This is a genomic window from Burkholderia sp. LS-044 (genome assembly GCF_004803625.1).
In the GTDB taxonomy this organism is placed as follows: domain Bacteria; phylum Pseudomonadota; class Gammaproteobacteria; order Burkholderiales; family Burkholderiaceae; genus Burkholderia; species Burkholderia cepacia.
The window spans coordinates 899,809-926,354 of the sequence record NZ_SSWO01000001.1 but is presented as its reverse complement, the minus strand read 5'-3'; the positions used below and the strand labels follow the sequence as shown (position 1 = coordinate 926,354).

The following is a 26,546-nucleotide window of genomic DNA, read 5'->3' as shown; positions in this document are numbered from 1 at the left end:
CGCCTCATGTTCGCACTGCGGCCGGACCGTAGCATCGGTCGCGAACCGTTACCGCAGAACCGAACATGCTCAAGCTCAACCTCGCCGCGGCCGTCGTCTTCGCGATGGCCGCGACGGCTCATGCGCAGCCGTCGCTGTCGCCGGGGCCGGCTCCGGCTGCCTCCGGCGGCGGTGCGCCGATCGGCGCACCGCCACCCGACGCACGCCCTTCCACCTCGTTGACGCTTGCCGATGCGCTCGCGGTCGCGGCCCGGAACAATCCGGCGCTGCGCGGCGCGCGCGCGGACGTCGATGCGTCGGCCGGCGCGCTGATGCAGGCCGGTGCGCGCCCCAATCCGGAAGTGTCGTTCCTGCAGGAAGGCTTCCGTCGCGCCGAACGCACGTCGACCGCGCTGATCAACCAGACGATCGAACTCGGCGGCAAGCGCGGCGCGCGGCTCGACGTCGCGTCGTACGGCAGGGAAGCGGCCAATGCGTCTCTCGACGAACAGGACGCCGTCGTGCGCGCCGACGTGATCGCCGCGTTCTACGGGCTGCTCGCCGCGCAGCGCCAGCTTCAGGTCACCGAGGAATCGGCCGCGATCGCCGCGCGCTCCGCGGATCTCGCGAGCCGCCGTGCACAGGCCGGCAAGGTGTCGCCGGTCGAGGCGACCAAGGCGCACGTGGCGGCGGCCGGCGTGCAGATCGAAGTCGTGACGGCGCGCGGCCGCGTCGAGGTCGCACGCGAGAAGCTGAACGCGGTGATGGGCGAGGCGCGCGACGGCCGGCTGGCGGTGCTCGGCGACCTCGAAGCCGTGCCGCCGGTCGAGTCGCTGCCCGCGCTCACCGCGCAACTCGACGACGCGCCGCTCGCGCGGATCGCGCGCGCCGAGATGCTGCGCTCGAACGCGGCCGTATCGCTCGAGCGCGCGCGGCGCATTCCGGACGTGACGATCAGCGCGGGCGTGAAGCGCGTGACCACGGGCGGCGTGCCGGACAACCAGGCCGTGGTCGGCGTGTCGATCCCGATTCCGCTGTTCAACACGAACAAGGGCGCGCTGCTCGAGGCGACACACAAGGCCGCTCGGGCGAACGCCGATCTCGATCGCGAACGCACGCGCCTGCGGCTGGAGCTCACGCAGGCCTACGCGAATTTCGAAGCCGCCGCGCAGGAAGCGCAGCGGCTGAAGGACGACATCCTGCCGGCCGCGCGCGTCGCGCTCGACGCGATGTCGCGCGGCTACGAACTCGGGAAGTTCAGCTTCCTCGACGTGCTCGACGCGCAGCGCACGCTGTTCCAGGGCCAGTCGCAATACGTGCGCGCGCTCGCCGACGCCCATACCGCGCGTGCCGACATCGGCCGGCTCGTCGGTACGCCGCTTGCACCGTTCGCACCTGTCACGCAATAGCGCCACAGACGCCTCCATTACCTGAAGGATCATCATGTCACGCAGCAGAATCCTGATCATCGCGGCGGTCGTGCTCGGCAGCGCCGGGATCGTCCTCGGCGCACTCGGCGTCACGCGCAACGGCGGCGCCACCACCTCCGCGTCGGCGGCGCCCGAAGCCGCTTCATCCGCCGAAGCCGCCGGCGAGCGCGGCGGTGTCGTGCTCAGGCGCGGCAAGCTGTCCGTCGAAATCGTGATGACGGAGAAGCCCGGCGACGCGCGCCTCGTCGTCTATCCGTTCGTCGACGGCAAGCCGGCCGGCAAGGGCGTCACCGTGTCCGGCACGCTGATCCGTTACGACCGCACGCACGAGCCGCTGCGTTTCGACGCGGCCGGCCGGAAGTTCGTGTCCGCGCAGTCGATCGCCAAGCCGCACGTGTTCGATGCGACGATCGACGTGAAGGCGGGCAATGACGCCGCCTCGTTCCCGTTCGCACGCGCTGACGGCGCGATCGTGTTGACCGACGCGCAGCTGGCGACCTCGAAGATCGCACTCGCGAAGGCCGGCCCCGCGCAGATCGCGACGCCGTTCCAGTTGCCGGGCGAGATCAAGTTCAACGAGGATCGCACCGCGCACGTGGTGCCGCGCGTGGCCGGCATCGTCGAGCAGGTGTCGGTGTCGCTCGGGCAGAACGTCGCGAAGGGGCAGGTGCTGGCCGTGATCGCGAGCACCGATCTCGCCGACCGGCGCAGCGAGCTGCTGACGGCCGAACGCCGGTTGTCGGGCGCACGCGCGACCTACGAGCGCGAACGCACGCTGTGGCAGGAGCGCATTTCGGCCGAGCAGGACTACCAGCAGGCGCAGGTGCAGTTGCGCGAAGCCGAGATCGCCGTGCAGAACGCGCGGCAGAAGCTCGCCGCGCTGAATGCGCCCGCCGGTGCGGGCGCGCTGAACCGCTACGAACTGCGCGCGCCGTTCGCAGGCACGATCGTCGAGAAGCATGCGACGCCCGGCGAAGCGATCGCCGCCGATGCCAGCATGTTCGTGATCTCCGACCTGTCGACGGTATGGGCCGAGATGGCCGTGCCGGCGCAGCGGCTCAACGACGTGCGGGTGGGACGCGACGCGACGGTCGTCGCGACCGCGTTCGAGTCGCGTTCGAGCGGCCCGATCGCGTACGTGGGTTCGCTGCTAGGCGAACAGACGCGCACCGCGCCCGCGCGCGTCGTGCTGCCGAACCCGGACGGCGTGTGGCGGCCCGGGATGTTCGTGAACGTGTCGGTCGACGCGGGCAGGCAAGGCGTGCCGCTCGCGGTCGCGAGCGACGCGCTGCAGGACGTCGACGGCGCACCGTCCGTCTTCGTGCGTTCGCCGAAGGGCTTCGTCGCGCAGGCCGTCGAGACGGGGCGGCGCGACGAACGTGCGACCGAAGTGCTGAAGGGGCTGAAGCCGGGCCAGGAGTACGCGGCGTCGAACAGCTTCGTGCTGAAGGCCGAACTCGGCAAGGGGAGCGCGGAACATGAATGAGCATCACGTGTGCGCCGTTGTGCGAATCACGGCCCGGTTCGCGGCCGGATTCCCGGCCCGCCGGGTGGCCGGCCGGGCGGCCCGTCCGTCGAGGGTGACCGTGCCCCGCTTCAAGGAACCCCGCCATGTTTGAACGCCTGATCCGCTTTGCGATTGCGCACCGCTGGCTCGTGATGCTGGCGATCGCGGCCGTGGCCGCACTGGGCGTGTTCAGCTACCAGAAGCTGCCGATCGACGCGGTGCCCGACATCACCAACGTGCAGGTCCAGATCAACACGGCCGCGCCCGGCTATTCGCCGCTCGAGGCCGAGCAGCGCATCACCTATCCGGTCGAGACCGTGATGGCCGGGCTGCCGGGCCTCGAGCAGACGCGCTCGATCTCGCGCTACGGGCTGTCGCAGGTCACCGTGATCTTCAAGGACGGCACCGACATCTACTTCGCGCGGCAACTCGTCAACGAGCGCATCCAGGAAGCGAAGGACAAGCTGCCGCCCGGCATCGCGCCCGCGATGGGGCCGACGTCGACGGGCCTCGGCGAGATCTACCTGTGGACCGTCGAGGCCGATGCCGCCGCGCGCAAGCCCGACGGCACGCGTTATACGGCGGCCGACCTGCGCGAACTGCAGGACTGGGTCGTGCGGCCGCAGCTCCGGAACGTGCGCGGCGTGACCGAGGTCAACTCGATCGGCGGCTACGTGAAGGAATACCGTGTCGCGCCGAACCCGGCGAAGCTGATGTCGTACGGGCTGACGCTCGCCGACGTCGTGCGCGCGCTCGAACGCAACAACGACAACGTCGGCGCCGGCTACATCGAGAAACGCGGCGAGCAGTATCTCGTGCGCGTGCCGGGCCAGGCGCGCACGGTCGACGACATCGCGAACATCGTGCTGACCAACGTCGGCGGCGTGCCGGTGCGGATGAAGGACGTCGGCGTCGTCGACATCGGCCGCGAACTGCGTACCGGCGCCGCGACGTCGAACGGCGAGGAAGTCGTGCTCGGCACGGTCTTCATGCTGATGGGCGAGAACAGCCGCACGGTCGCGAAGGCCGTCGCCGCGAAGATGGCGGACGTGAACCGCACGCTGCCGTCCGGCGTGAAGGCGATTCCCGTGTACGACCGCACGGTGCTTGTCGAGAAGGCCGTCGCGACGGTGAAGAAGAACCTGCTCGAAGGCGCGATCCTCGTGATCGCCGTGCTGTTCCTGTTCCTCGGCAACATGCGCGCGGCGCTGATCACCGCGCTCGTGATCCCGCTGTCGATGCTGATGACCTTCACCGGAATGGTCAACGCGAAGGTGAGTGCGAACCTGATGAGCCTCGGCGCGCTCGACTTCGGGATCATCGTCGACGGCGCGGTGGTGATCGTCGAGAACTGCGTGCGGCGGCTCGCGCATGCGCAGGCTGCCGCCGGCCGGCCGCTCACGCGCGACGAGCGCTTCGCGGAAGTGTTCGGCGCGTCGCAGGAAGCGCGGCGCGCGCTGATCTTCGGGCAACTGATCATCATGGTCGTGTACCTGCCGATCTTTGCGCTGACGGGTGTCGAAGGCAAGATGTTCCATCCGATGGCCATCACCGTCGTGATGGCGCTCGCAGCCGCGATGGTGCTGACCGTCACGTTCATTCCGGCGGCCGTCGCGCTGTTCATCGGCGAGCGCGTCGAGGAGAAGGAGAACCGGCTGATGGGCTGGGCGCGGCGCGCATACGAGCCGGTCCTCGCGGCATTCATGACGCGACCCGTGCGCGTGATGCTCGGCGCGGGCGCGATCGTGCTCGTCACGCTCGGTCTTGCGACGCGGCTCGGCAGCGAGTTCATCCCGAGCCTGAACGAAGGCGACCTGGCGGTCGCCGCGCTGCGGATTCCCGGCACGAGCCTGTCGCAGTCGGTCGAGATGCAGAAGTCGATCGAGAAGACGCTGAAGGCGCGCTTCCCCGAGATCGAGCGCGTGTTCGCGCGCACCGGCACGGCCGAGATCGCGGCCGACCCGATGCCGCCGAACCTGTCGGACGGCTACATCATGCTGAAGCCCGCCGACCGGTGGCCCGACCCGAAGAAGCCGCGCGACCAGCTCGTGCGGGAGATCGAGGAAGCGCTCGCCGAGCTGCCGGGCAACGCGTACGAGTTCTCGCAGCCGATCCAGCTGCGCTTCAACGAACTGATCTCGGGCGTGCGCAGCGACGTCGCCGTGAAGATCTTCGGCGACGACATGGCCGTGCTGAACCAGACCGGCGAGCAGATCGCGGCGGCATTGCAGAAGGTGCCGGGCGCGTCCGAAGTGAAGGTCGAGCAGACCACGGGGCTGCCCGTGCTGACCGTCAATCTCGACCGCGACAAGCTCGCGCGCTACGGCGTGAGCGTGGCCGACCTGCAGGATACGGTGGCCGCGGCCGTCGGCGGGCAGAAGGCCGGCACGCTGTTCCAGGGCGACCGCCGTTTCGACATCGTCGTGCGGCTGCCCGACGAGCTGCGCTCGGACATCGAGGCGATCAAGCGGCTGCCGATCGCATTGCCCGCGCCGGCGGCCGGCGCCAGCGCGCCGCTCGCGGCGGCGCCGTACGTGCCGCTCGCGGAGCTCGCGACGATCGACGTCGCACCCGGCCCGAACCAGATCAGCCGCGAGGACGGCAAGCGGCGGGTGGTCGTCAGCGCGAACGTGCGCGGGCGCGACGTCGGCTCGTTCGTCGCCGACGCGCGCGAGCAGCTTCAGCAGGACGTGCGCGTGCCGGCCGGCTACTGGGTGTCGTGGGGCGGGCAGTTCGAGCAGCTGCAGAGTGCGAGCGAGCGCCTGAAGCTCGTCGTGCCGCTCGCGCTGTTCATGGTGTTCGTGCTGCTGTTCGTGATGTTCAACAACGTGAAGGACGGGCTGCTCGTGTTCACCGGCATTCCGTTCGCGTTGAGCGGCGGCGTCGTGTCGCTGTGGCTGCGCGGGATTCCGCTGTCGATCACGGCGGCGGTCGGCTTCATTGCGCTGTCGGGCGTGGCCGTGCTCAACGGGCTCGTGATGATCTCGTTCATCCGCAACCTGCGCGACGAAGGGACGCCGCTCGAGGCCGCCGTGCGCGAAGGCGCGCTCACGCGGCTGCGGCCGGTGCTGATGACGGCGCTCGTCGCGTCGCTCGGCTTCCTGCCGATGGCGTTCGCCACCGGCACCGGCGCCGAGGTGCAGTGCCCGCTCGCGACGGTCGTGATCGGCGGTATCCTGTCGTCCACGGCGCTGACGCTGCTGGTGCTGCCCGTGCTGTACCGCGTCAGCCATGCGGTGTCGTGGCGTGCCGCGCTGGCGGGCGGCTTCGGCGGCGGCTTCGTGTCGGGCGTGCTGCGCCGGCTGGGTTTCTTCAAGGGTAATGCGTGATGCGAATTCTGATTGTCGAAGATGAACCGAAGACGGGCGCCTATCTGCGCAAGGGGCTGACGGAAGCAGGTTATGTCGTCGACTGGGTCGAGGACGGCATCACGGGCCAGCACCAGGCCGAGACCGAGGAATACGACCTGCTCGTGCTCGACGTGATGCTGCCCGGGCAGGACGGCTGGACGCTGCTGCAGAACCTTCGGCGCAGCAAGTTGACGCCGGTGCTGTTCCTGACCGCGCGCGACGATGTCGGCGATCGCGTGAAGGGGCTCGAGCTCGGCGCCGACGACTATCTCGCGAAGCCGTTCGACTTCGTCGAGCTGACCGCGCGCATCAAGTCGATCCTGCGGCGCGGCCAGCCGCGCGATTCGAACACGCTGCGCGTGGCCGACCTCGAACTCGACCTGACGCGCCGCAAGGCCACGCGGCAGGGCGACACGATCCTGCTGACCGCGAAGGAATTCGCGCTGCTGTGGCTGCTGATGCGCCGCGAAGGCGAAATCCTGCCGCGCGCGACGATCGCGTCGCAGGTGTGGGACATGAATTTCAACAGCGACACGAACGTCGTCGATTCGGCGATCCGGCGCCTGCGCTCGAAGATCGACGATGCGTACGACCCGAAGCTGATCCACACCGTGCGCGGGATGGGTTACGTGCTCGAAGCGCGCGGCGGCGCGGCCGCATGATCGCGCGACTGCTGCCGCGCACGCTGCGCGGACGCCTGACCGCGCTGATCATCCTGTCGACATCGGTGATCCTCGCGTCGAGCGGGGTCGCGCTTTACGAGGCGCTCGGCAATCGCGTCGAAACGACGGCCGCCGAGCAGATGGCCGGGATTTCCGCCGCGCTGGGCGCGCACCTGGCCGAAGCGCGCTCGACGGCGGACGTCACGCGCAACGTCGATATCTGGATCGACCAGTTGCACGGCCATCCGAACATGGATCTCGCGATCTACGACGCGGCGGGCACGCGCCTCGTCGGCACGCCCGGATTCCGCCTGGTTGCACCGCTGCTGACGCTCGACGCGGGGCGCGTGCCGGTCGGCGTCGCGCCGCCCGGCGCGCGGCAGCAGTATCTCGTGACGACCGTGCCGCTCGCCGGCGCAGGCGCAGGCGCACCGGTGGTACGCGTGGCGGTGCAGTACGACCGCAGCGCCGACGTGCTGCTGCTGCGCACGCACGCTTATACGATCGTCGTGATCGAGGTGTTCGGCGTGGTGCTCGCGGCCGCGATTGCGTACGGCATCGCGGCGCTGGGCTTGAGCCCGCTGAGGCGGTTCGCGGCGCGCGCCGAGCAGATGTCGACGAGCCGGCTCGCCCATCCGCTGCCGGAACTCGATACCGCGGGCGAGCTGAAGGAGCTCGAGCACGCGTTCAACGGGATGCTCGGGCGGCTGAACGAATCGTTCACGCGGCTGAGCCAGTTCTCGTCGAATCTCGCGCACGACATGCGCACGCCGCTCACGAACCTGCAGGCGGCCGCACAGGTCGTGCTGTCGCAGCCGCGCAGCGCGGACGAATACCGGAACGTGATCGAGTCGAGCATCGACGAATACCAGCGGCTGTCGCGGATGATCGAGGACATGCTGTTTCTCGCGCGCTCGGAACAGGCCGGCACGTCGATCGACGTGCGGCGATTGAATGCGGCGGAGGAGGCCGGGCGCGTGGCCGGCTACTACGAGGCGCTTGCGGAGGATGCGGGCGTGCAGGTGAAGGTCGACGGTCACGCGTGGGTCGATGCGGACCTGACGCTGTACCAGCGCGCGCTGAGCAACCTGCTGTCCAATGCGCTGAGGTACGCGCCGCGCGGCAGCGTCGTGACGATCGACTGCGTGGAGCAGGGCGGTGCGACGACGATCGCCGTGTCGGACACGGGGCCCGGCATTGCCGCCGAGCATGTCGGGCGGATTTTCGAGCGCTTCTATCGCGTCGATCCGTCGCGGCACAATTCGGCGTCGGGTACCGGGCTGGGCCTCGCGATCGTCCGGTCGATCATGGACAATCACGGCGGCGAATGCGGCGTCGACAGCGACCCCGGCCGGCGCACGACGTTCTGGCTGCGCTTTCCGCACCAGCCGGCCGAGCCGAAGCGGCTGGCGGCTGCCGGCGCCTGACACCGCGGGCGGGCACGCCCGCGCGTTCGCCATGAGGCGGCCGCGCGTGGCGCGCTGCCCGCGGTCGTGCGGCCGGGCGTCATTGCCGCGCGGTCAGTTCGTCGTGGTTGTCGGTCTGCGGCTTCTTCTCGCCGCCATGCACCGAAATCCCGTGAAGCTCCTTGTTGCGCGCGATGAGCTCGCTGCTCGGCGGGTACTGCGTCTTGCTCGTCGGCACGACGCCGTCGTGCTGCGCCTGCTTCAGTTCATTGACGACCTGCGTCCGGGTCTTGCCCTGCGTTTGCGTCTGCGCGAACGCGGCCTGCGTGGCCATGCCGAGCGACAGCGTGGCGGTGACGAACAGTGCTGCGAGTTGTGCGGTTTTCATTGAGTGCTCTCCTTGATCAGGGCCGCCGGGTGGCGAACCGTGGACCCAGTATGCGAAAGCAGCCGTGCGTGATCGTGATCGCGAGATGAAAAATGCGTCAGATTGCGTGATGCCGGGATGTGCCGTTCGACTGCGGCCGACATGATGCAATCGTCATGTTCGCGTCATGGGCGCGATGAACGGGAAGCGGAACATGAAGTCTGCCGATGGTCGACCTGGCCGACGGCATTCACGCCGTCCGCGACAGCAGCATGGAATGCGGGCGGCCCTTTCCGACTTTCACCCCGGACCGAAAAGTGCCTCGTCCCGCCATTCGCCTCGCCTTGATCGCAGTCCTGATCGTCCCGTTGTTCGCGGGCTGCACGTCGACGCGTTCCGGCCCGACGCCCGCTGCGTCGGCCACATCGACCACATCGACCACGCCGGCCGCCGCGCGCAAGCCGGTACCGGCCGACCTCATGCCCGGTGAGCAGATCGACTATGCCGGGCATCGCTGCGGCAATCCGAACCTGTACGTCAAGACGCACGTGTGCCTGTTCCCGCAGCGCAGCGGCACGCGTTGACCGCGATCGCACGGCACGCGTGCCGCGTATGCGGCGGGAGTCGTCCGGGATAGCGCGCGGTCGGTCGCGGGTTCGTCTCCGAGCAAGCAGGATGTCGATCCACGACGAGAAAAAAAGAAGCCCGGCACTCGACGAGTCCGGGCCTAACGCGTGACGTGCCGTGCGGCAGCGACCCGCTTGCGTGGTCTGGAACGGGCGCTGCCCGTCACGTTTGCGATCGTAGCGAAGCGACGCTTCGCGAACCTGATCGGAACATGAAATTTTCGTCACGCGGCGCGCGTATTGCCGCCGCGATCAGAACCGGTGGCGCAACCCGAGATTGACGATGCCCTGCGTGTGCGTACCGCCATAACCATAGGAGCCGATCGACGCCTGCGCCGTTTGCGTGCCGCCGTCGAGCGTGCGCTGTTCGCCGTTCGCGCGCTGCCATGCACCGACCGCGTAGAGATCGGTGCGCTTCGACAGCACGTAATCGGCGCCGGCGGACACCTGATGATAGGTCGCGCCCGTATCGCCGCGGGCGCGCGTGTAGCTGTAGCCGACGCCGACGAGCAGGCTGGGTGTCGCCTGGTAGTTGAAGAAGCCGCGCGCGGTGTCGTACTTCTGCGTGCTCCGAAATGCGGACATCGCATCGGCCTTGTACTGCGCGTTGCTGTAGTCGAAGCCGACCGCGAACGGCGCGAAGCTGTAGCGCACCGCGCCGCGCGCGATGCCGATCGATTTCGCGGAGAGGTAGCCGCCGTTGACCAGCGACCCGTCGAACGTGCCGTCGGAGGTGCCGTTCCAGCCGGTGCGGATGCCGTTGGCGAGCGATGAACGATTGGCCGCGTAGTAGTAGCCGCCGGCCACGTCGACCGGGCCGTTGCTGTACGACAGGCCGGCCGACCATGTTTGCCCGGCGCCGCTCTTGCCGGTCACGCCGCCGAGCGCGTACATGCCGACGAACTGGAATCCGTTGATCACCGGCGACGTGTATTTCACCGCGTTGTCGGTGCGCGACGACGTGTCGTAGTTGTCGACGTCGCCGGGTGTCGCATAGACGCTGCCGAAGTAGAAATCGCCGGTGACCGGCCACGCGACATCCGCGAGCGCGTCGTACTGGCGGCCGAGCGTCAGCGTGCCCCAGCGCGCGCTTTCGAGGCCCACGAAGGCCTGCCGGCCGAACATCCGGTTGCCTTGCCCGAGCGCGCCGGTGTTCGGGTTGAAGCCGTTTTCGAGGGTGAAGACCGCTTTCAGCCCGCCGCCGAGATCTTCCGCGCCCTTCACGCCGAAGCGGTTGCCGAGCAGGTTGCCGTTGCCGAGGCCGACGAGATTCCTGCCGTTCGCGTCGGCGTTCCACACGTAGGTCAACGACGTATCGAACAGGCCGTACAGCGTGACTTCCGACGCGTGCGCCGCGTGGGCGGCCGTGAGCATCGCACCCGACATCATCGCGAGCCGAACTGGAGTTTTCATGGTGTGTCCCTGAGGTTCAAGAGGATCGATCCGTGCATCGGTCGATTCCGGCGCCGCGCGTTGGTGCGGCAGGCGCGGAATGTCGCAATCGCGCTGCCGATTCTGGAAAGCGTTCGGATCGTGAAGGTGAGGGACAAATGAGAAAAATGTCATCGCCGCGTCATCGACCTGGAAACTTGCGACCCGTTTTCATTGGGAGTGCGACACAGGAGAGGCCGGGGCAGTGACGAAACCGTCATGCTGCGATCACGGTTGCGCACCGCCGCCGGATCAAAGTGAAGGCTCCTGTCACATCTTTCCAGCAAGGGGCGAGCCACATGAACATTCCGCGACCGGTGATCGTCGCCGCCGCCGTCCTGTCGATTGCGGCCATCTCGCAGGCAGCGGCCGCGCAGCAGAAGACCCGTCAGGAAGTCCGTCAGGAGCTGGTGCGTGCCCGCCACGACGGCGTGATCCCGAGCCCGAACCACGACTACCCGGCGAGCCCGGCCGCCGTCGCGCGCAACCAGGAAATCCATCGCGCGACGGTACATCGCGGCGAGACGGCGCCGCTGGTCGATGCGCACGACAACCGTCTTGCGGTTCGTTGATCGTTCATGCGCGGCCGGCCGGCACGATGCCCGCCGGCCGCACCCCACACGAAGAGGAGAGTGCCATGCACCATTTCGCGAAAGGAATCGTGCTCGCGGCGTGCCTGATGTCGACGGCTGCGATGGCGGCCGCCTGGCCGGAACGCGCGTTGTCGCACGCGCCGGCGCACGAGGTCGGCCGCCGCGCGAACGAGCGGATGCGCTGCGAACTCGCGACCGTGCCGGCCGGCGAATGGAGCGCGACGTTCACGCGCGGGCAATGCGAGGTCGGAAGCGGACGGCTGACGTTCGTGCCGGCCGATGCAGGCGGCGGGCAGGATGTCGCGGAGAAGCGGATCCTGCTCGGCGATATCCGCACCGCGTCGCATCAGTCGCGCAAGCTGAAGGAGCAACTGCAACTGACGACCCGCGACGAGGTGATCGCACTGAACGTGCTGACCGACGACGGCAGCCGCAAGTCGCGCGAACACGCGATCGACCTGTGGGCCGCGCTGCGCAACGAAGGCGTGACGCCGGTCAACGGCACGCGCATCGTCGACACGTATCCGACGGGCGCGACGACGTGGTAACCGGCGCGCGGCCGCGGCCGGCTTATCCGGCCTTCACCGATCCTTCGATCAGGAAGAACACGATGAAGCCGATGAAGAACGCGGCCGTCGCAAACGGCGTTTCGGGTACCTCGTGCGCTTCGACCAGCAGTTCCTCGGTGACGAGGTACAACAGCGCGACGGTGCCGAGCCCGAGCAGCGCCGCGTAGATATTGGCGGGAAGCCCTGCGAACGCCGCGTTGCCGGCAACGGCCGCGACGCTCAGCAGCGCCGCGAGCCCGACCGGCACGACGATCGACAGCATGCGGCCGATGCCGGCGGCCGCGAGCGCGGCGCTGACCGACAGCGCGAGGAACAGCACCTCGAGCGTCAGCGCGACGGTCAGGATGATGCCGCTTTCGTCGCTCGCGGAGAAGGCGATGCCGAGCACGAGGCCGTCGATGACGAGGTCGATCGCGGTGACGATGACGAGGCTCACGGGCAGCCGCGCGTCCTCGAAGCGCGTCTCGATCGCGCCGGACAACGCACGGATCGCGAGCATCAGCGCGATGCCGAGCACGAAGCCGACGACGACCGGAAACAGCGCGTGCGCGCGATCTTGCGGCAGCAGTTCGAGCGCCGCGGCCGCGAACACGATGCCGCCGGTGAAATGCTGGATGACGCTAGACGTTGTCGGGCCGGGGGCGCGCCACGCGGCGGCGAGTGCGCCGAAACAGGCCGCCAGCACGGGCGGTAACGTCAGTAGCGCAAGCTTCGCGGTCGGTGTCATGAGGCCTCTCGAACGGTTGGCGTACCGCAGCGGGCTCGGCGTCCGGCTGCCCGGCCGCAGGTTACGGTTCATGCACGCCGGGCATTGCCCCGGCATCAACCGGCGATTGAACACCCTGAAGCCGCTTCAAGGTCAACACATTCGATGCAGGGCGCACCGGCAAGCCGGCGCGCCCGTGCCGGTCACACCTGCGCGAGCGCCTGGTCGAGATCGGCGAGCAGGTCGTCGATATGTTCGATGCCGATCGACAGCCGCACCGTTTCTTCCTTCACGCCGGCCTTCGCGAGTTCGGCCGGCGACAGTTGCCGGTGCGTCGTCGATGCCGGGTGCGTTGCGAGCGATTTCGTGTCGCCGATGTTGACGAGCCGCGTGAACAGCTTCAGCGCGTCCTGGAACTTCGCCCCGCCGTCGCGGCCGCCCTTCACGCCGAACGTCAGGATGCCCGGCGCACGGCCCGACAGGTAGCGCGCGACCAGCGGATGGTCGGGGTGATCGGGCAGGCCCGCATAGTTCACCCATTCGACCTGCTCGTGACGCGCGAGATGCTGCGCGATCTTCAGCGCGTTGTCGCTGATCCGCTCGACGCGCAGCGCCAGCGTTTCGATGCCCTGCAGGATCTGGAAGGCATTGAACGGCGAGATGGCCGCGCCCATGTTGCGCAGCGGCACCACGCGCGCGCGGCCGATATAGGCGGCCGGCCCGAACGCTTCCGTGTAGACGACGCCGTGATAGCTGACGTCGGGCTCGTTCAGCCGCTTGAAGCGGTCCGCATGCTCGGCCCACGGGAACTTGCCCGAATCGACGATCGCGCCGCCCAGGCTCGTGCCGTGCCCGCCGAGATACTTCGTCAGCGAATGCACGACGATGTCCGCGCCGTGCTCGAACGGGCGCAGCAGATACGGCGACGGCACCGTGTTGTCGACGATCAGCGGGATGCCGTGGCGATGCGCGACTTCCGCGAGCGCGGCGATGTCGGTGACGTTGCCGAGCGGGTTGCCGACCGATTCCGCGAAGATCGCCTTCGTGCGCGCGTCGATCAGCGGCTCGAACGACGCGGGGTCGCGCGGATCGGCGAAGCGCGTCGTGATCCCGTATTGCGGCAGCGTATGCGCGAACAGGTTGTAGGTGCCGCCGTACAGCGAACTCGCGGACACGATGTTGTCGCCGGCCTCGGCGATCGTCTGGATCGCGTACGTGACGGCCGATTGTCCCGATGCGAGCGCGAGCGCGCCGATGCCGCCCTCGAGCGCGGCGATACGCTGCTCGAGTACGTCCGTCGTCGGGTTCATGATCCGCGTGTAGATGTTGCCCTGCACCTTCAGGTCGAACAGGTCGGCGCCGTGCTGCGTGTCGTCGAATGCGTACGCAACGGTCTGGTAGATCGGTACGGCGACCGCGCGCGTGGTCGGGTCGGGACGATAACCGCCGTGCACGGCGATGGTTTCGAGGCGCCAGTTCGAAGAGGCCTGATCGGTCATGGGTGCTCCGTCTGTTGTTGTGGTGGTCGAGCGATTATAGGAGCACGTGCGCGGCGGCCCTTAGAACGAATGGTTTGTTGCTTATGGCGGTGCGGCGCATAGAATGCCCTTTCCGCAAACAAGGGGTGCGCGATGAATCAGGATCACTGGAACCAGGTGGATGCGTATTTCTCCGCGACGCTCGTGCCGTCCGACGACGTGCTCGACGCCGCGCTGGCGGCGAGCCACGCGGCCGGGCTGCCCGCGATCAACGTCGCGCCGAACCAGGGCAAGCTGCTGCAACTGCTCGCGACGATTCGCGGCGCGCGGCGGATTCTCGAGGTCGGCACGCTCGGCGGCTACAGCACGATCTGGCTCGCGCGCGCATTGCCGCCGGGCGGCACGCTCGTGACGCTCGAGCTGAACCCCGAGCATGCGAAGGTCGCGACGCGGAACATCGCGCGTGCCGGGTTCGCGGAGGTCGTGACGGTGGTGGTCGGCAGCGCGAAGGACAGCCTCGCGCGGCTCGTCGACGCAGGCGAAGCGCCGTTCGATTTCATCTTCATCGATGCCGACAAGGACAACAACCCGGTCTATCTCGACGCGGCGCTGAAGCTGTCGCGGCCCGGCACGGTGATCGTCGTCGACAACGTCGTGCGCGGCGGGCGGGTGGCCGATCCCGACAATCGCGAGCCCGACGTGGCCGGCGTGCGCGACGGGTTCGCGCGTCTCGCGGCCGCGCCGCACGTCACCACGACGGCCGTGCAGACGGTCGGGCAGAAGGGCTGGGACGGGTTCTCGATCTCGATCGTCGGCGCGTGACGTGAGGGCGGCACGCGCGTGCGGTCGACCCGCACACTAGTTCTGGTCGGGATTCCTGTCGTTGCACTGGTCGGGATCGTCGCGCAGCACGATGCGGCGGATGCGGCCGTTGTCGTAGAACGGCACGTCGGGGCAGAACTTCATGCCGGCGCGGGTCGACGTGCGCTTCCACGCGACCTTTTCGGTGCGGACGAGCGTCGGCGCGTGGCCGGGCGCGCCCGGCTTCCAGATGTCGATGTACACGCGCGCCATCCACGGTGACGCGTCCACCTCGCAGTCTTTCAGCGCGCCCAGCGTCGAGCGCAGCCCGGTGCCGGTCTGCTCGATGCGCTGCGGAAACTCGATGTAGCCGTCGCCGTAGCCGGGCATGACGTAGCAATAGCGGCGCGTGTTCCCGTCGAGCACCGGCAGCAGGTAGCTGCTGGCGGAGTCGGCCTCCTTCACGTCGTTGCCCTGCCAGCGGTAGGTCGTCACGCCGTGCTCGCAGCAGCTCGCGCGCCAGCTCGTCCAGATGATCCGGTGCACGGCATCGAACTCCGGCGACGTGATGCCCTGCAGCCCCTGCGGCGCGTCGACGAAGCGCCGCGTCTTCGGGTCGAAGATCCATGTCTGGTACGGAATGTTCGGGCCCGCGCCCATCGATTGCGCGAGCATCAGGTCGGGCCAGCCGTCGAAATTCACGTCGGCGAAATCGGGCGTGAACAGGCCGCAGGTGCCGCGTGAATCGGTCTGCAGCGTCTGCACGAGGCGGCCGCGATCGTACAGGCGGATCGCGGCGACGTGCGGCGGGTCGTTGCATGAACCGTCGTCGTCCGGCAGCTTGTCCGCGACGAGGCGGATCTCGTAAGGGAACGGCCTGCCGTCCTGTTTCGTTGCGAGCGAGACGGGCAGCGTGCGTTTGCCGTCCGGCGACGCCCACGTGCCGGCCACCGCATTGTCGAGCGATGCCACGCGCCACGTGCCCGTTACGCGATCGGCGTTGGCTTTCGCGCCGCTGTCGCGTTCCGACAGCGTGGCGCCGTGCGCGTCGAGCGTCCCCTTCAGCGCGAGCCGGTAGCGTTTGTCGGACGTGCAGGGCGCGTAGCAGTACGAGCCCGATACCGTGCCCGCCACGCGCGACAGCGAGACTTCGACATGCCGGTTGCCGATCGTGCCGACCCAGTCGCGCGACCAGAACGGGATCTCGACCGTATCGTCGGCGCTTGCCGCCCTTGCCGCACTCATTGGCGAAAAGGCGAACGCGGTGACGGCGAGCAGCGCGAACGCAATTGCGGCACGCCAGCCGCGCGTGCGCCGCGTCGCGGTCGCGTTGCGCGACGCGTCGATGAACGGGAGATGCATGGGTCGGCCCCTCGGTTTGTTATGGGTGTGACTGCCGGCGTGTTGCGGTGCGATGCACGCGTCAGCGGTTTACTGGCGCATCGGCGCGTCGATACAGGCGTGGCCATTGATCGTCGAACAGGCCGTTGCACGTGCCGTGCGTGGCGATGTCGCTGAGCAGGAAGCGCCGGCCGTCGAAGATCCACGACGCGGTCGAGCCGCAATCGCCGGCACTGCGCAGCCTGACCTTGCTCGACAGCGTCGCGCGGGTGCGGTCGTAGCCGGCCTCCGTCAGTTCGTTCGCGAACGACGCCGAGTCGAGCCCCGCGTTCGCGTTCTCGCCGAAATTCATCGCCGTCGGCGTGAACGGTGCCGTCCTTCGCACGCGATACCACAGGTCGGTGCGGTTATACATGCTGCTGGTCTGGCACGGTATCGCGACGAGCGCCTCGTCGGCGGAGATCGCCACGGCGCGCGACGCCTTCCGGCGATCGCTGGCCGACATTTCGTCTTCGACGTCGGCCGCGCATTGCTTGATGTCGTCGCCGAACTTCGCGAGCACCGCGTCGACGAGCGGGCGCTGCCCGCCGGCCGGCAGGTCCGCGACGGCCGGCGCCGGCACGACGGCGGGCGGCAGTGCCGGCGCGGCCGGCACCGACGACGCGGGCCGGTTGCCGGGGCGCAGCAGCGCCGTCGTCGTGCCGACCCGGCCCTGCGTGTCGTCGATCAGCAGCAGCGCGGCGTTCAACCCCGTCAACGGCGTCCGGGCGGTTTGCGCCGACGCCGGATCGCCGAAGCTCAGCAGTTGCGCGTTGCGCGCCGCGGTGAGCCATGCGGCAACCGTTGCCGGATCGTCGGTGCGGATCCGGAACGGGTGTGCTTCGTCGTCGTCCGGTTTGCCGCCGAACGCATGCCACTGGGCCGCCATCGCATCGAACGGGCGGCCGTCCGCGCGTGCGGTGCGCAGGTCCAGCGGCGCCGACGCATAGAGGGCGAGCGAGGCTTGCGCGTCCGGGCCGGCATCGCGCGTCACGCGCAGGATGAGGCTGGTGCGCGAGTCGTCGATGTCGTCGGCATGGCTTTCGGCAATGCAACGATTGACGTTGTCGCAGACGACCGACCAGTTCTTGAAGTCGCGCTCGACCGGCGGCCGCGTGAGCGGACGGGCCTGGGCAACGATCGGGGAAACGGCGAGGAGGGCGGCGATGGCGAGCGAAAGGCGGTGCGACATGACGGTTCGTATCGACTGTGGATGGGCGGGCGCAAGACGTCGGACTGCAAGCGCATCGTCAGCAAGCGGGGCGGTCGAAGGCAGCGGCGCATGCAGGGGCGCGCTTTGCGGAACGGTTTCGAGTATACCGCCGCAATGAGCGCCGATCGCGGCGGCGACGCTTCGTGTGCGGGCACGTACGTTACTGGCCGGCACGGGGCGCACGTGCACGGATGCGCAAACGGCGCGATGCCCGCAGGCATCGCGCCGTTCGCTTTTCATCGTGCGTCGACCACGTCGCGCAGGAACGCGTCGAGCGTCGCCACGTCGCCCCACGGCCGCTTGTATTCGCGATCGTGTTCGGCATCGGCGAGCATCGTCTCGACGAGCGCGTGGATCGCCGGCCGGCGCGGCCCGTATTCGCTTTCGTTCGCGCTCATCTTCAGCGCGAGCAGCGCGTCGAGCTCCGCGCGCACCGACGGCTCGTGCACGGTGCCGTCGACGAGCGCCGCGAAACGCATCGGCGGCATTCCGAGCCCCGCGTCGATCCAGCGCACCGCGAGCAGCGGCCGCAGCACGTACAGGTACTTCTTGTAACGCACCGTGTCGCCTTGCAGATAGCCGCGAAAGTTCTTCTTCGCCATCGCGAGGTAGTGATGACGCCCGCGCACCGGCGAGAAGAACGCCGACGCCAGCGACCTGAGCCGCGGCGCCCAGCGCGCGTCTTCGCGATACACGACGGGCGAGTCGAGCCATTCGAGCAGCGTCGGGTTCGAGCGGCGCAGCAGTTGCAGCGCCTTGCGCAGTTCCCAGCCGCTGACGTCCAGCTCGTCGTCGAGCGGCCGCTCGATCACGTCGCGTTGCGCTTCGACGCTCAGGTACCAGTCGCGCCGGTGCGCATACACGAAGCGCACGTCGTAGTCGCTGTCCGGCGAGGCGAATCCCCAGCCGCGGCTGCCCGATTCGCACGCGAACAGCACGCTCACGTCATGGCGGCGCTCGACTTCCGCGAGCTCCGCCATCACGCGCGCCCGCACGGCCGGGTCGACCGGGTGCGCACTGCGCACGGCAGTCAGTTGTTCCGTTTTCATGATTGTCGTTTCTCTCTCGTTGCGCGCGGCCGCCGGCCATCGGCCGCGCACCGCGCTATCCTTTCACGCACACCACCTGGCGCAGCGTATGCACCACTTCGACGAGGCTGCGCTGGGCCGCCATCACCGCGTCGATATCCTTGTAGGCCATCGGGATTTCGTCGACGACGCCCGAGTCCTTCCGGCATTCGACGCCCTGGGTCGCCTTCACCTGGTCGTCGACCGTGAAGCGGCGCTTCGCTTCGGTGCGGCTCATCGTCCGGCCCGCGCCGTGGCTGCACGAGCAGAAGCTTTCCGGGTTGCCGAGCCCGCGCACGATGAAGCTTTTCGCACCCATCGAGCCCGGAATGATCCCGAGCTGCCCCTTCTGCGCGGACACCGCACCCTTGCGCGTCACGAGCACGTCTTCGCCGAAATGGCGTTCGCGCTGCACGTAGTTGTGGTGGCAGTTCACCGCGTGTTCGTCGACCGAGAACGGCTTCGCGATCACGCCGCGCGCCGCGCCGATCACCGCATCCATCATCGCCTGCCGGTTGCGCCGCGCGTAGTCCTGCGCCCAGCCGACCGCCTCGACGTAGTCGTCGAAGTGGCGGCTGCCCTCGGTGAAATACGCGAGGTTGCGATCCGGCAGGTTCGCGATGTGCTGCCGCATGTCGGCCTGCGCGAGTTCGATGAACAGGCTGCCGATCGCATTGCCGACGCCGCGCGAGCCGCTGTGCAGCATGAACCACACGTGGTCCGCTTCGTCGACGCACACTTCGATGAAGTGGTTGCCGGTGCCGAGCGTGCCGAGATGCGCGTAGTGGTTCGTCTTTTCCAGCTTCGGATACTTGTCGACGATCCGCTGGAAGCCCGGTTGCAGCGACTTCCACGATTCGGTGACGGCGGCCGGCGTGCGGTCGCCCCACGCGCCCGGATCGCGGCGGCCCGGCGCGCGGCCGTGCGGCACCGCGCGTTCGATCGCGCTGCGCAGGCCCGCGAGCGAATCCGGCAGGTCGGCTGCCGTCAGCGTCGTGCGCGCGGCCATCATCCCGCAGCCGATGTCGACGCCGACCGCGGCCGGAATGATCGCGCCCTTCGTCGGGATCACGCTGCCGATCGTCGAGCCCTTGCCGAGGTGGACGTCCGGCATCACCGCGACGTGGCGGAAGATGAACGGCATCTGCGCGGTGTTGCGCAGCTGCGCGCGCGCTTCGTCCTCGACGGCGACGCCTTGCGTCCACATCTTCACCGGCTTGCCGTTCGCCAGTTCCATCACCTGGTAATCCATTGCACTCATTTGCTTCACCTGATTCCTTCATTCATGCGGCGCGGCACACTTGCGCCGCGCCGTTGCGCCCGTCAGGCGCCCTTGATGCTGACGAGTCCGTTCAGCACCTGGTCGAGACCGCCGAACACCGAGATGCGGTCGATCCGTTCCGCGACGCGCTCGAGCGTTTCCAGCTCCTTGAGCCGCAGCGCGGTCGGGTTTTCTTCCATCACCTTCGCGGTGTTCAGCAGCGAACGCGTGGCCGCCGTTTCCTCGCGGCGGCGAATCACGTTCGCCTGCGCGGACTTCTCCGCCTCGACCACCTGCGCGAGGATCGTCTTCATGTCGCCCGGCAGCACGATATCCTTCACGCCGACGCTGCGCACGTCCACGCCCGAGTTGCCCAGGCGTGCACGCACCTGCGTGATCACGACGTCGTCGATCGACTGCTTGTCTTCCAGCAGTTCGTCGAGCGAGCGTGTGCCGACGGCCGAGCGCAGCGCGAACTGCAGCTCGCGATACAGGTGCTCGACCGGCTTTTGCAGCTGGCCGAACGCATGCAGCACGTCCGCATAACACCACGTCGCCGACAGGTTCAACCGCAGCGCGACCTTGTCGCGCGTCAGGATTTCCTGTCCGCCGACTTCGAGCGCCTGCACGCGCAGGTCGACGAGTTCGACCGCGATGTCGCGGTTGAAGCGCCAGAACGCCGAGACACCCGCGTCCAGCAGCCGCTCGATCTTGCCGTCGATCTTCAGCACGCCGACGTGGTACGCCGGCACCTGCGCCAGCAGTACGCCCGCCAGGCCCGCCACGCCGCGCGCCCGCAGCGCCGGTTGCGCGATGCGCTTCACGAGCGCGGCCGGCAGCATGCTGTCCTGCGCGAGATCAACACGCTCGAGACGGTGCGCGGTCAGGCCGCGCCAGTACAGCCGGCGCGTGCCCGGCGCCAGGATCTCGACGAGCACGTCGTCTTCGTAGCGCAGGCCGGCTTCGTCGTCGGCGAGATCCATCGCGACGAAGTGCCGGGCGAGCACGTCCTGTGCGTCGTGACGCAGGTAATCGGCCAGTGCCGCGTCGGCGAGCGGCGCGTCGAGACGCGCGGTCTGCACCGACAGGCGCTTGAACGGATCGAAGGCCTTGAACACGCCCGGTTCGAGCACCTTCACGAAATCGCCCTCGTTCATCAGCAGCGCGCGTTCGTTCTTTTTCACTACATGTCGCATCCACATATTCTTGTCCTTTTCTTCGATGACCGCCGGGTGACGCGCATCGTGCGGATCGCGGGGCGACGCAACCGGGCGGGCGGCGCGCAGGCCCGGCGCCGAAGTGCGCGGCGACGCATCCTGCTTCGCGTCGTCGTGCGCCTTCGCGCGGGCCGTGCGGCCGTCCGGCCGATCGCGCGGAACCGCAACCGGTCCGACGCGCGGCGGGCCTTGCGGCCCGCACCGGCGGGTACTGCTTTCATTACAAGGCTGTTCTTGCGGACAGCGTTCGAGCGGGATTCGAACCCGCTACACACCGGCTTGCGCCGGCTGCTCTACCCGAATGAGCTACCGAACGGAGGGCGCCCCGGGATTCGAACCCGGGCGAAGTTCCAGTACGCGCCCGTTTGCCTTCGTCTGCCCATGGCGGCATGCGCGACCGCGACGAACCAGGTTCGGCGGCGGCGCACCAGCAGGGCTTTGTGAACCCTGGCTCGCGGGCCAGCGGGACATCCGGCGCTTTCTATTTAGCGAGGAGCGTGCCAGCGGGCGGCGCAAGGCACGAAATAAATCTCAAGTCATTGAAATGGAAGGGGAAATTATTTGTCGTGACGGGCGGCGCATGAAAATCCGATCGTCGCTCGATCCGAATATTCGATACAATCGGATCGCTTCTTATCTTGTGGGATAAACATGCGCAAGACCGTCGCGATCGGTTTTCTCGGTACCGTGCTCGACCAGGGCGGCGGCTCGCAGCGTCGCTGGCGCAACTGGCGGCCGACGATTTCGCTGTGCGAGCAGCGCGACATGCCGGTCGACCGGCTCGAACTGCTGCACGCGCCGAACTACGCGCGTCTCGCGAACCGTGTGAAGCAGGACCTGGAGCGCGTGTCGCCGCACACCGACGTGCGGCTCGTTCCGATGGAGATTCGCGATCCGTGGGATTTCGAGGAGGTCTACGCGACCCTGCACGATTTCGCGCGCGCCTACCCGTTCGATCTCGACCGCGAGGACTACCTGATCCACATCACCACCGGCACGCACGTCGCGCAGATCTGCTGGTTCCTGCTGGCGGAGGCGCGCTACCTGCCGGCGCGTCTTGCCCAGACGGCACCGCCGCAGAAGACCGACGAGGGGCCGAGCGGGCCCGGCACGATGTCGGTGATCGATCTCGACCTGTCGCGCTACAACCGGATCGCGCAGCGCTTCACGCGCGAGCGCGACGAGACGGTGTCGTTCCTGAAGGCCGGCATCGCGACGCGCAACGCGCGCTTCAATGCGCTGATCGAGCAACTGGAGCGCGTGGCCGTGCGGTCGCGCGCGCCGATGCTGCTGGTCGGGCCGACGGGCGCCGGCAAGTCGTTTCTCGCGAAGCGCGTGTACGAGCTGAAGCGCGGCCGCCATCGGCTCGCGGGGCCGTTCATCGAGATCAACTGCGCGACGCTGCGCGGCGACGCGGCGATGTCGACGCTGTTCGGCCACGTGAAGGGCGCGTTCACGGGCGCGCAGTCGGCGCGGGCCGGGCTGCTGCGCGCGGCGGACGGCGGCCTGCTGTTTCTCGACGAGATCGGCGAACTCGGGCTCGACGAACAGGCGATGCTGCTGAAGGCGATCGAGGAGAAGCGTTTCCTGCCGGTCGGCGCGGACGTCGAGGCGACCAGCGATTTCGAACTGATCGCGGGCACGCACCGCGACCTGCGGCAGATGGTGGCGGCCGGCACCTTCCGCGAGGATCTCTATGCGCGGATCAACCTGTGGACGTACGAACTGCCGGGGCTGGCCGAGCGCCGCGAGGACATCGAGCCGAACCTCGAATTCGAACTCGACCGGTTCGGCCGCGAGCAGGGCGAGCAGGTGCGTTTCAACGTCGAGGCGAAGCGGCGCTACCTCGCGTTCGCCGCGTCGCCGCGTGCGGCGTGGGCCGGCAACTTCCGCGAGCTGTCCGCGTCGGTCACGCGGATGGCGACGCTGGCCGATGCGGGGCGGATTACCGAAGCGCTTGCCGAACAGGAAGTCGAGCGGCTGACGCGCACGTGGTCGCAGCCGGGCGGCGCGGGATCGTCCGAGGCATGCGTCGACGCGGTGTTCGGCGCGCGTGCGGCGGAACTCGACCTGTTCGACCGTGCGCAGCTCGAACGCGTGCTCGACGTGTGCCGCGTGTCGGCAAGCCTGTCGGAAGCGGGGCGCACGCTGTTCGCGGTGTCGCGGCAGAGCAAGAAGCAGCCGAACGATGCGGACAGGCTGCGCAAGTATCTCGCGCGGTTCGGGCTGGATTGGGAGGGGGTGAGGGGCGCGCTCGATGCGTCGAGGTGACGGGCATGCGCGATGCATTCCCTGCGTCGCGCATGGCGGATAGCGCGTGCGGTATCGTGCACGCAAACGTCGGGAGGGTGGTGGTGATCGTGATTCCTTCGTCGGTCAAAGCGCTGTTTGCAGATTCGGGGTGGCGTGGCGATTCCGGTTGCCGTGTGTCATCCGGCGACGGCGAGCATCCGGGAGATGCAATCCTGCGCGAATTCGGCGGGCTGATCGTGGGCGCCTCTGCCAGCGGGCAAACCTGCGCGCGAATGGGGCTCGTCTTTCATGCGCTGGCGCGCAAGGATCACCAGATCGACGCGTGGGAACAGGCGCTCGGGACGACGATGATCGGCTTCGCCGAAGACGATCTCGGGTACGCCGAGTTTTATGTCGATGCGCAGGGCCGAGTGTTCTCGACCAATTGCGTGGTCGACGGTGTGCATCTGTGCGGATTCACGTTCGGCGAAGCGGTCGAGCGGACGCTGCTCGGGCGCGTCTCGATTCCGCTGTTGCTCGACCGCCGTGCAACGATTGCCCATTACGGCGAGGTTCTGACGATCGACGATCCGCGCGTGATGACGGTCCGTCAGCTCCTTGCCCGCGCGTGATGCGGCGACGCGCTTCGGCCGTGTTTCAACCGGACGCCGCTGCCGCCGCCTCGTGAAACGACGCCAGGAATGCCCATTCCGGCTGCGCGGCCGCGACATCCGCCAGCCCGCGCGCGAACGCGTGCGCCGGCAGCCACGGATACCCGAACGCCGCATGCAGCGCGTCGAGTTTCGTCGACTTCGGGTCGTCGATCGTATCCATGCGCGCGACATGAATGTGCAGCGCCGCGATCCGCGTACCGCCTTCGCTGTCGGGTGTGAACTGCCAGCGGTACGTGCCGTGCCCGATCCGCAACGCGCCGTTGTCCTTCTGCCGCATCACGACGAGCCACGACATCCTGCTGACGCCATGTGGGTCGACTTCGGGCTCCGTGCAAACGTAATAGGTCCGGCACCGCTCGAACCGCTCGCCGAATTCCTCGACCAGGGTGCGTGCGATCGCGGCCGCGCCCGTCACGCGCGGCGGAAAATCGATGTCGTCGTTCGCGAGCGAAAAGCTCAGCTCGGCATCGGCCGCGAAGCAGTCGGCGATCAGCGCGGGCCGGTTCAGGTCCTTTGCGCGCAGATAGCATTCGAGCAGCGCGCGAACCGACGCGGGATGAAGCGGGAAGGGCATGGACGAGCCTCCTGTAGCGGGAAATGGGGTCACGCGCAGCGGCCGGACCTGGCCCGGGGCGCATGTGCCTTTGCCGTATAATTTCGTTTCAAAGCTAAATTCGCATGACCGTACGGAGCGTCGAAGTCATGGCCAAGCAGCAAGAGGAGTCCGTTCTGACCATCACCAACCCGGCCTGCCTGATCGACGGCACGGACACGGAATTTCGCCACCTGATCAACGGGCTGCTGCCGTTTGCTGCCCGCCTGCTGTCGGTACGCGACGGCTTCGGCTCGCTGGTCGGCCTCACCGGCATCCAGTATTCGCTGCTCGTATCGGTTTCGCATCTTTCGCACGATGACGTCGTGACCGTCAACCGCCTCGCCGATCACCTGCACCTGAGCGGCGCATTCGTCACGATCGAGACGGGCAAGCTGAAGAAGCTCGGCCTGATCGACAAACGCCCGGACCCCGACGACAAGCGCAAGATGCGTCTCACGGTCACGCCGGCCGGCTCGAAGCTGCTGAAGGCGCTCACCGATACGCAGCAGCGCATCAACAACGTGCTGTTCGAGGGCGTGACGAAGACCGAATTCAAGGCGCTCTGCTCGGTGATCGACCGCCTCGTCACCAACGGCGACCGCGCGACGCTCGATCTCGCGCACCTGATCGCGCGCCAGGAAAAAGGCTGACGCGCACGCGCCGCCGGCCCGCCTGACGCTTCGACCGCATTCAGTGCGCGGCCCACTCGATCGTATTCAGGTCGACCCCTTCGAGATGCATGTCCCACAGCGGGCTCAGCGCGCGCAGCTTGCCGACCGTGTCGCGCACCTGCGCAATCACGCTGTCCACTTCGGCTTCGGTCGTGAAGCGGCCGAGCGTGAAGCGGATCGAGCTGTGCGCGAGCTCGTCGCTGCGGCCCAGCGCGCGCAGCACGTACGACGGCTCCAGCGATGCCGACGTGCACGCGGAGCCTGACGATACCGCGACACCCTTGATCCCCATGATCAGCGATTCGCCTTCGACGAAATTGAAGCTGACGTTCAGGTTGTGCGGAATCCGGCGGGCGAGATCGCCGTTCACGTAAACCTCGTCGAGCGTCGACAGGCCGGCCAGCAACCGGTCGCGCAATGCGCCGACGCGGCGGCTTTCCTCCGCCATCTCCTCCTTCGCGAGCCGGAACGCCTCGCCCATCCCGACGATCTGGTGCGTGGGCAGCGTGCCCGAGCGCATCCCGCGCTCATGGCCGCCGCCGTGCATCTGCGCTTCGATCCGCACGCGCGGCTTGCGGCGCACGTACAGCGCGCCGATCCCCTTCGGGCCGTAGACCTTGTGCGCGGTCACCGTCAGCAGGTCGACGTTCAACGCATTCACGTCGACCGGGATCTTGCCGGCCGCCTGCACGGCGTCGCAGTGGAACACGATGCCGCGCGCGCGGCACAGCGCGCCGATCTCCGTCACCGGCTGGATCACGCCCGTTTCATTGTTCGCGAGCATCACCGACACCAGGATCGTGTCGGCGCGCAGCGCCTGCCGCACCGTGTCGAGATCGAGCAGGCCGTCTTCCCGCACGTCGAGGTACGTGACGTCGAAGCCCTGGCGTTCGAGCTCGCGGCACGTATCGAGCACGGCCTTGTGCTCGGTCTTCACCGTGACGAGATGCCTGCCCTTGCCCTGGTAGAAGTGCGCGGCGCCCTTGATCGCGAGGTTGTTGCCCTCGGTCGCGCCGGAGGTCCACACGATTTCGCGCGGATCGGCGCCGAGCAGCGCGGCGACGTGGGCGCGCGCCTCCTCGACCGCCTGCTCGGCATCCCAGCCATAGCTGTGGCTGCGTGAAGCCGGGTTGCCGAACTGCTCGTGCAGGAACGGCACCATTTTGTCGACCACGCGCGGATCGACGGGCGTCGTCGCGCTGTAGTCCATGTAGATCGGACGGGATTGCATCGATGCGGCTCCGGAAAGCGGTGTCTCCCGCGGTGCGCGAAAGCACCGCGGAACAGGGTAGCCGCAGTGTACGTGGACATTCGCGGGCGCCGCGCAACAC

At 68.2% G+C, this 26,546-nt stretch carries 23 protein-coding genes and 1 tRNA gene; 12 read left to right on the top strand and 12 right to left on the bottom strand.

What is annotated here, in order from left to right; all coding sequences use genetic code 11:
- Positions 1-65: 65 nt before the first annotated feature.
- From E9536_RS04210 to E9536_RS04190, 5 genes are all read left to right on the top strand, one after another.
- On the top strand, positions 66-1,388 hold the full coding sequence (locus E9536_RS04210; protein ID WP_136469325.1) for a TolC family protein: 1,323 nt from the start codon (positions 66-68) through the stop codon (positions 1,386-1,388).
- 34 nt (positions 1,389-1,422) lie between these two features.
- Positions 1,423-2,895 carry an efflux RND transporter periplasmic adaptor subunit gene (locus E9536_RS04205; protein WP_136469324.1) on the top strand — a complete coding sequence of 491 codons (1,473 nt, stop codon included), beginning with the start codon at positions 1,423-1,425 and terminating at the stop codon, positions 2,893-2,895.
- 125 nt (positions 2,896-3,020) lie between these two features.
- Positions 3,021-6,245: a CusA/CzcA family heavy metal efflux RND transporter gene (locus E9536_RS04200; RefSeq protein WP_136469323.1), complete on the top strand. Its 3,225-nt coding sequence runs from the start codon at positions 3,021-3,023 to the stop codon at positions 6,243-6,245.
- On the top strand, positions 6,245-6,928 hold the full coding sequence (irlR, locus tag E9536_RS04195; RefSeq protein WP_136469322.1) for a heavy metal response regulator transcription factor IrlR: 684 nt from the start codon (positions 6,245-6,247) through the stop codon (positions 6,926-6,928). Before E9536_RS04200 ends, irlR begins: the two co-directional genes overlap by 1 nt.
- Positions 6,925-8,355: a heavy metal sensor histidine kinase gene (locus tag E9536_RS04190; protein WP_136469321.1), complete on the top strand. Its 1,431-nt coding sequence runs from the start codon at positions 6,925-6,927 to the stop codon at positions 8,353-8,355. The genes irlR and E9536_RS04190 overlap by 4 nt, the downstream gene beginning before the upstream one ends.
- Positions 8,356-8,434: 79 nt before the next feature.
- Here the strand turns inward: E9536_RS04190 and E9536_RS04185 are convergent, their stop codons facing one another.
- Positions 8,435-8,722: a DUF4148 domain-containing protein gene (locus tag E9536_RS04185; protein ID WP_027790907.1), complete on the bottom strand. Its 288-nt coding sequence runs from the start codon at positions 8,720-8,722 to the stop codon at positions 8,435-8,437.
- Positions 8,723-8,928: 206 nt separating this feature from the next.
- On the opposite strand from E9536_RS04185, the gene E9536_RS04180 reads away from it, so the two are divergent.
- The gene (locus E9536_RS04180; protein WP_247873410.1) at positions 8,929-9,285 is read left to right on the top strand and encodes a hypothetical protein; all 357 of its coding nucleotides are present in this window, start codon (positions 8,929-8,931) and stop codon (positions 9,283-9,285) included.
- 294 nt (positions 9,286-9,579) lie between these two features.
- Here the strand turns inward: E9536_RS04180 and E9536_RS04175 are convergent, their stop codons facing one another.
- A complete protein-coding gene (locus tag E9536_RS04175) occupies positions 9,580-10,740 on the bottom strand; it encodes a porin (RefSeq protein WP_124839107.1) in 1,161 nt (386 codons plus the stop codon).
- A gap of 317 nt (positions 10,741-11,057) precedes the next feature.
- Here E9536_RS04175 and E9536_RS04170 point away from each other — a divergent pair, with 317 nt between their 5' ends.
- Together E9536_RS04170 and E9536_RS04165 are read left to right on the top strand one after the other, a co-directional pair.
- Positions 11,058-11,330: a DUF4148 domain-containing protein gene (locus E9536_RS04170; RefSeq protein WP_136469320.1), complete on the top strand. Its 273-nt coding sequence runs from the start codon at positions 11,058-11,060 to the stop codon at positions 11,328-11,330.
- A gap of 65 nt (positions 11,331-11,395) precedes the next feature.
- Positions 11,396-11,899, top strand: coding sequence for a hypothetical protein (locus tag E9536_RS04165; protein ID WP_136469319.1), 504 nt, complete (start codon positions 11,396-11,398; stop codon positions 11,897-11,899).
- Positions 11,900-11,921: 22 nt separating this feature from the next.
- Here E9536_RS04165 and E9536_RS04160 read toward each other — a convergent pair whose 3' ends face one another.
- The gene (locus E9536_RS04160; protein ID WP_060195046.1) at positions 11,922-12,647 is read right to left on the bottom strand and encodes a hypothetical protein; all 726 of its coding nucleotides are present in this window, start codon (positions 12,645-12,647) and stop codon (positions 11,922-11,924) included.
- Positions 12,648-12,829: 182 nt separating this feature from the next.
- Positions 12,830-14,125 carry an aminotransferase class I/II-fold pyridoxal phosphate-dependent enzyme gene (locus tag E9536_RS04155; RefSeq protein ID WP_021157380.1) on the bottom strand — a complete coding sequence of 432 codons (1,296 nt, stop codon included), beginning with the start codon at positions 14,123-14,125 and terminating at the stop codon, positions 12,830-12,832.
- A 132-nt stretch (positions 14,126-14,257) separates the two neighbouring features.
- Between E9536_RS04155 and E9536_RS04150 the strand changes: the two genes are divergently transcribed.
- A complete protein-coding gene (locus tag E9536_RS04150) occupies positions 14,258-14,926 on the top strand; it encodes an O-methyltransferase (protein WP_027790913.1) in 669 nt (222 codons plus the stop codon).
- Positions 14,927-14,962: 36 nt separating this feature from the next.
- On the opposite strand, the gene E9536_RS04145 is transcribed toward E9536_RS04150, so the two are convergent.
- The 6 genes from E9536_RS04145 to E9536_RS04120 form a co-directional block, all read right to left on the bottom strand.
- Positions 14,963-16,267, bottom strand: coding sequence for a nitrite reductase (locus E9536_RS04145; RefSeq protein ID WP_136469318.1), 1,305 nt, complete (start codon positions 16,265-16,267; stop codon positions 14,963-14,965).
- A gap of 61 nt (positions 16,268-16,328) precedes the next feature.
- The gene (locus E9536_RS04140) at positions 16,329-17,477 is read right to left on the bottom strand and encodes a DUF1176 domain-containing protein (RefSeq protein ID WP_136469317.1); all 1,149 of its coding nucleotides are present in this window, start codon (positions 17,475-17,477) and stop codon (positions 16,329-16,331) included.
- Between the two features lie 257 nt (positions 17,478-17,734).
- On the bottom strand, positions 17,735-18,547 hold the full coding sequence (locus E9536_RS04135; protein WP_136469316.1) for a nucleotidyltransferase domain-containing protein: 813 nt from the start codon (positions 18,545-18,547) through the stop codon (positions 17,735-17,737).
- A 55-nt stretch (positions 18,548-18,602) separates the two neighbouring features.
- The gene (locus E9536_RS04130; protein ID WP_060195038.1) at positions 18,603-19,826 is read right to left on the bottom strand and encodes an RtcB family protein; all 1,224 of its coding nucleotides are present in this window, start codon (positions 19,824-19,826) and stop codon (positions 18,603-18,605) included.
- Between the two features lie 62 nt (positions 19,827-19,888).
- The gene (locus E9536_RS04125; RefSeq protein WP_027790918.1) at positions 19,889-21,028 is read right to left on the bottom strand and encodes a slipin family protein; all 1,140 of its coding nucleotides are present in this window, start codon (positions 21,026-21,028) and stop codon (positions 19,889-19,891) included.
- Positions 21,029-21,286: 258 nt separating this feature from the next.
- Positions 21,287-21,359, bottom strand: a tRNA-Cys gene (locus tag E9536_RS04120).
- A 335-nt stretch (positions 21,360-21,694) separates the two neighbouring features.
- Here E9536_RS04120 and rtcR point away from each other — a divergent pair.
- Together rtcR and E9536_RS04110 are read left to right on the top strand one after the other, a co-directional pair.
- The gene (gene rtcR / locus E9536_RS04115) at positions 21,695-23,314 is read left to right on the top strand and encodes an RNA repair transcriptional activator RtcR (RefSeq protein WP_059684636.1); all 1,620 of its coding nucleotides are present in this window, start codon (positions 21,695-21,697) and stop codon (positions 23,312-23,314) included.
- A 5-nt stretch (positions 23,315-23,319) separates the two neighbouring features.
- Entirely contained in the window at positions 23,320-23,907 is a 588-nt protein-coding gene (locus E9536_RS04110) for an SUKH-3 domain-containing protein (RefSeq protein WP_244113575.1), read from the top strand.
- Between the two features lie 25 nt (positions 23,908-23,932).
- On the opposite strand, the gene E9536_RS04105 is transcribed toward E9536_RS04110, so the two are convergent.
- Positions 23,933-24,523 (bottom strand): nuclear transport factor 2 family protein, encoded by a 591-nt coding sequence (locus E9536_RS04105; protein WP_136469315.1) that lies wholly within the window; start codon positions 24,521-24,523, stop codon positions 23,933-23,935.
- 128 nt (positions 24,524-24,651) lie between these two features.
- On the opposite strand from E9536_RS04105, the gene E9536_RS04100 reads away from it, so the two are divergent.
- Positions 24,652-25,194, top strand: a complete 543-nt coding sequence (locus tag E9536_RS04100) for a MarR family winged helix-turn-helix transcriptional regulator (protein WP_059484198.1) — start codon at positions 24,652-24,654, stop codon at positions 25,192-25,194.
- Positions 25,195-25,234: 40 nt separating this feature from the next.
- On the opposite strand, the gene E9536_RS04095 is transcribed toward E9536_RS04100, so the two are convergent.
- Positions 25,235-26,446, bottom strand: coding sequence for an IscS subfamily cysteine desulfurase (locus tag E9536_RS04095; protein WP_048022443.1), 1,212 nt, complete (start codon positions 26,444-26,446; stop codon positions 25,235-25,237).
- Positions 26,447-26,546 lie beyond the last annotated feature (100 nt).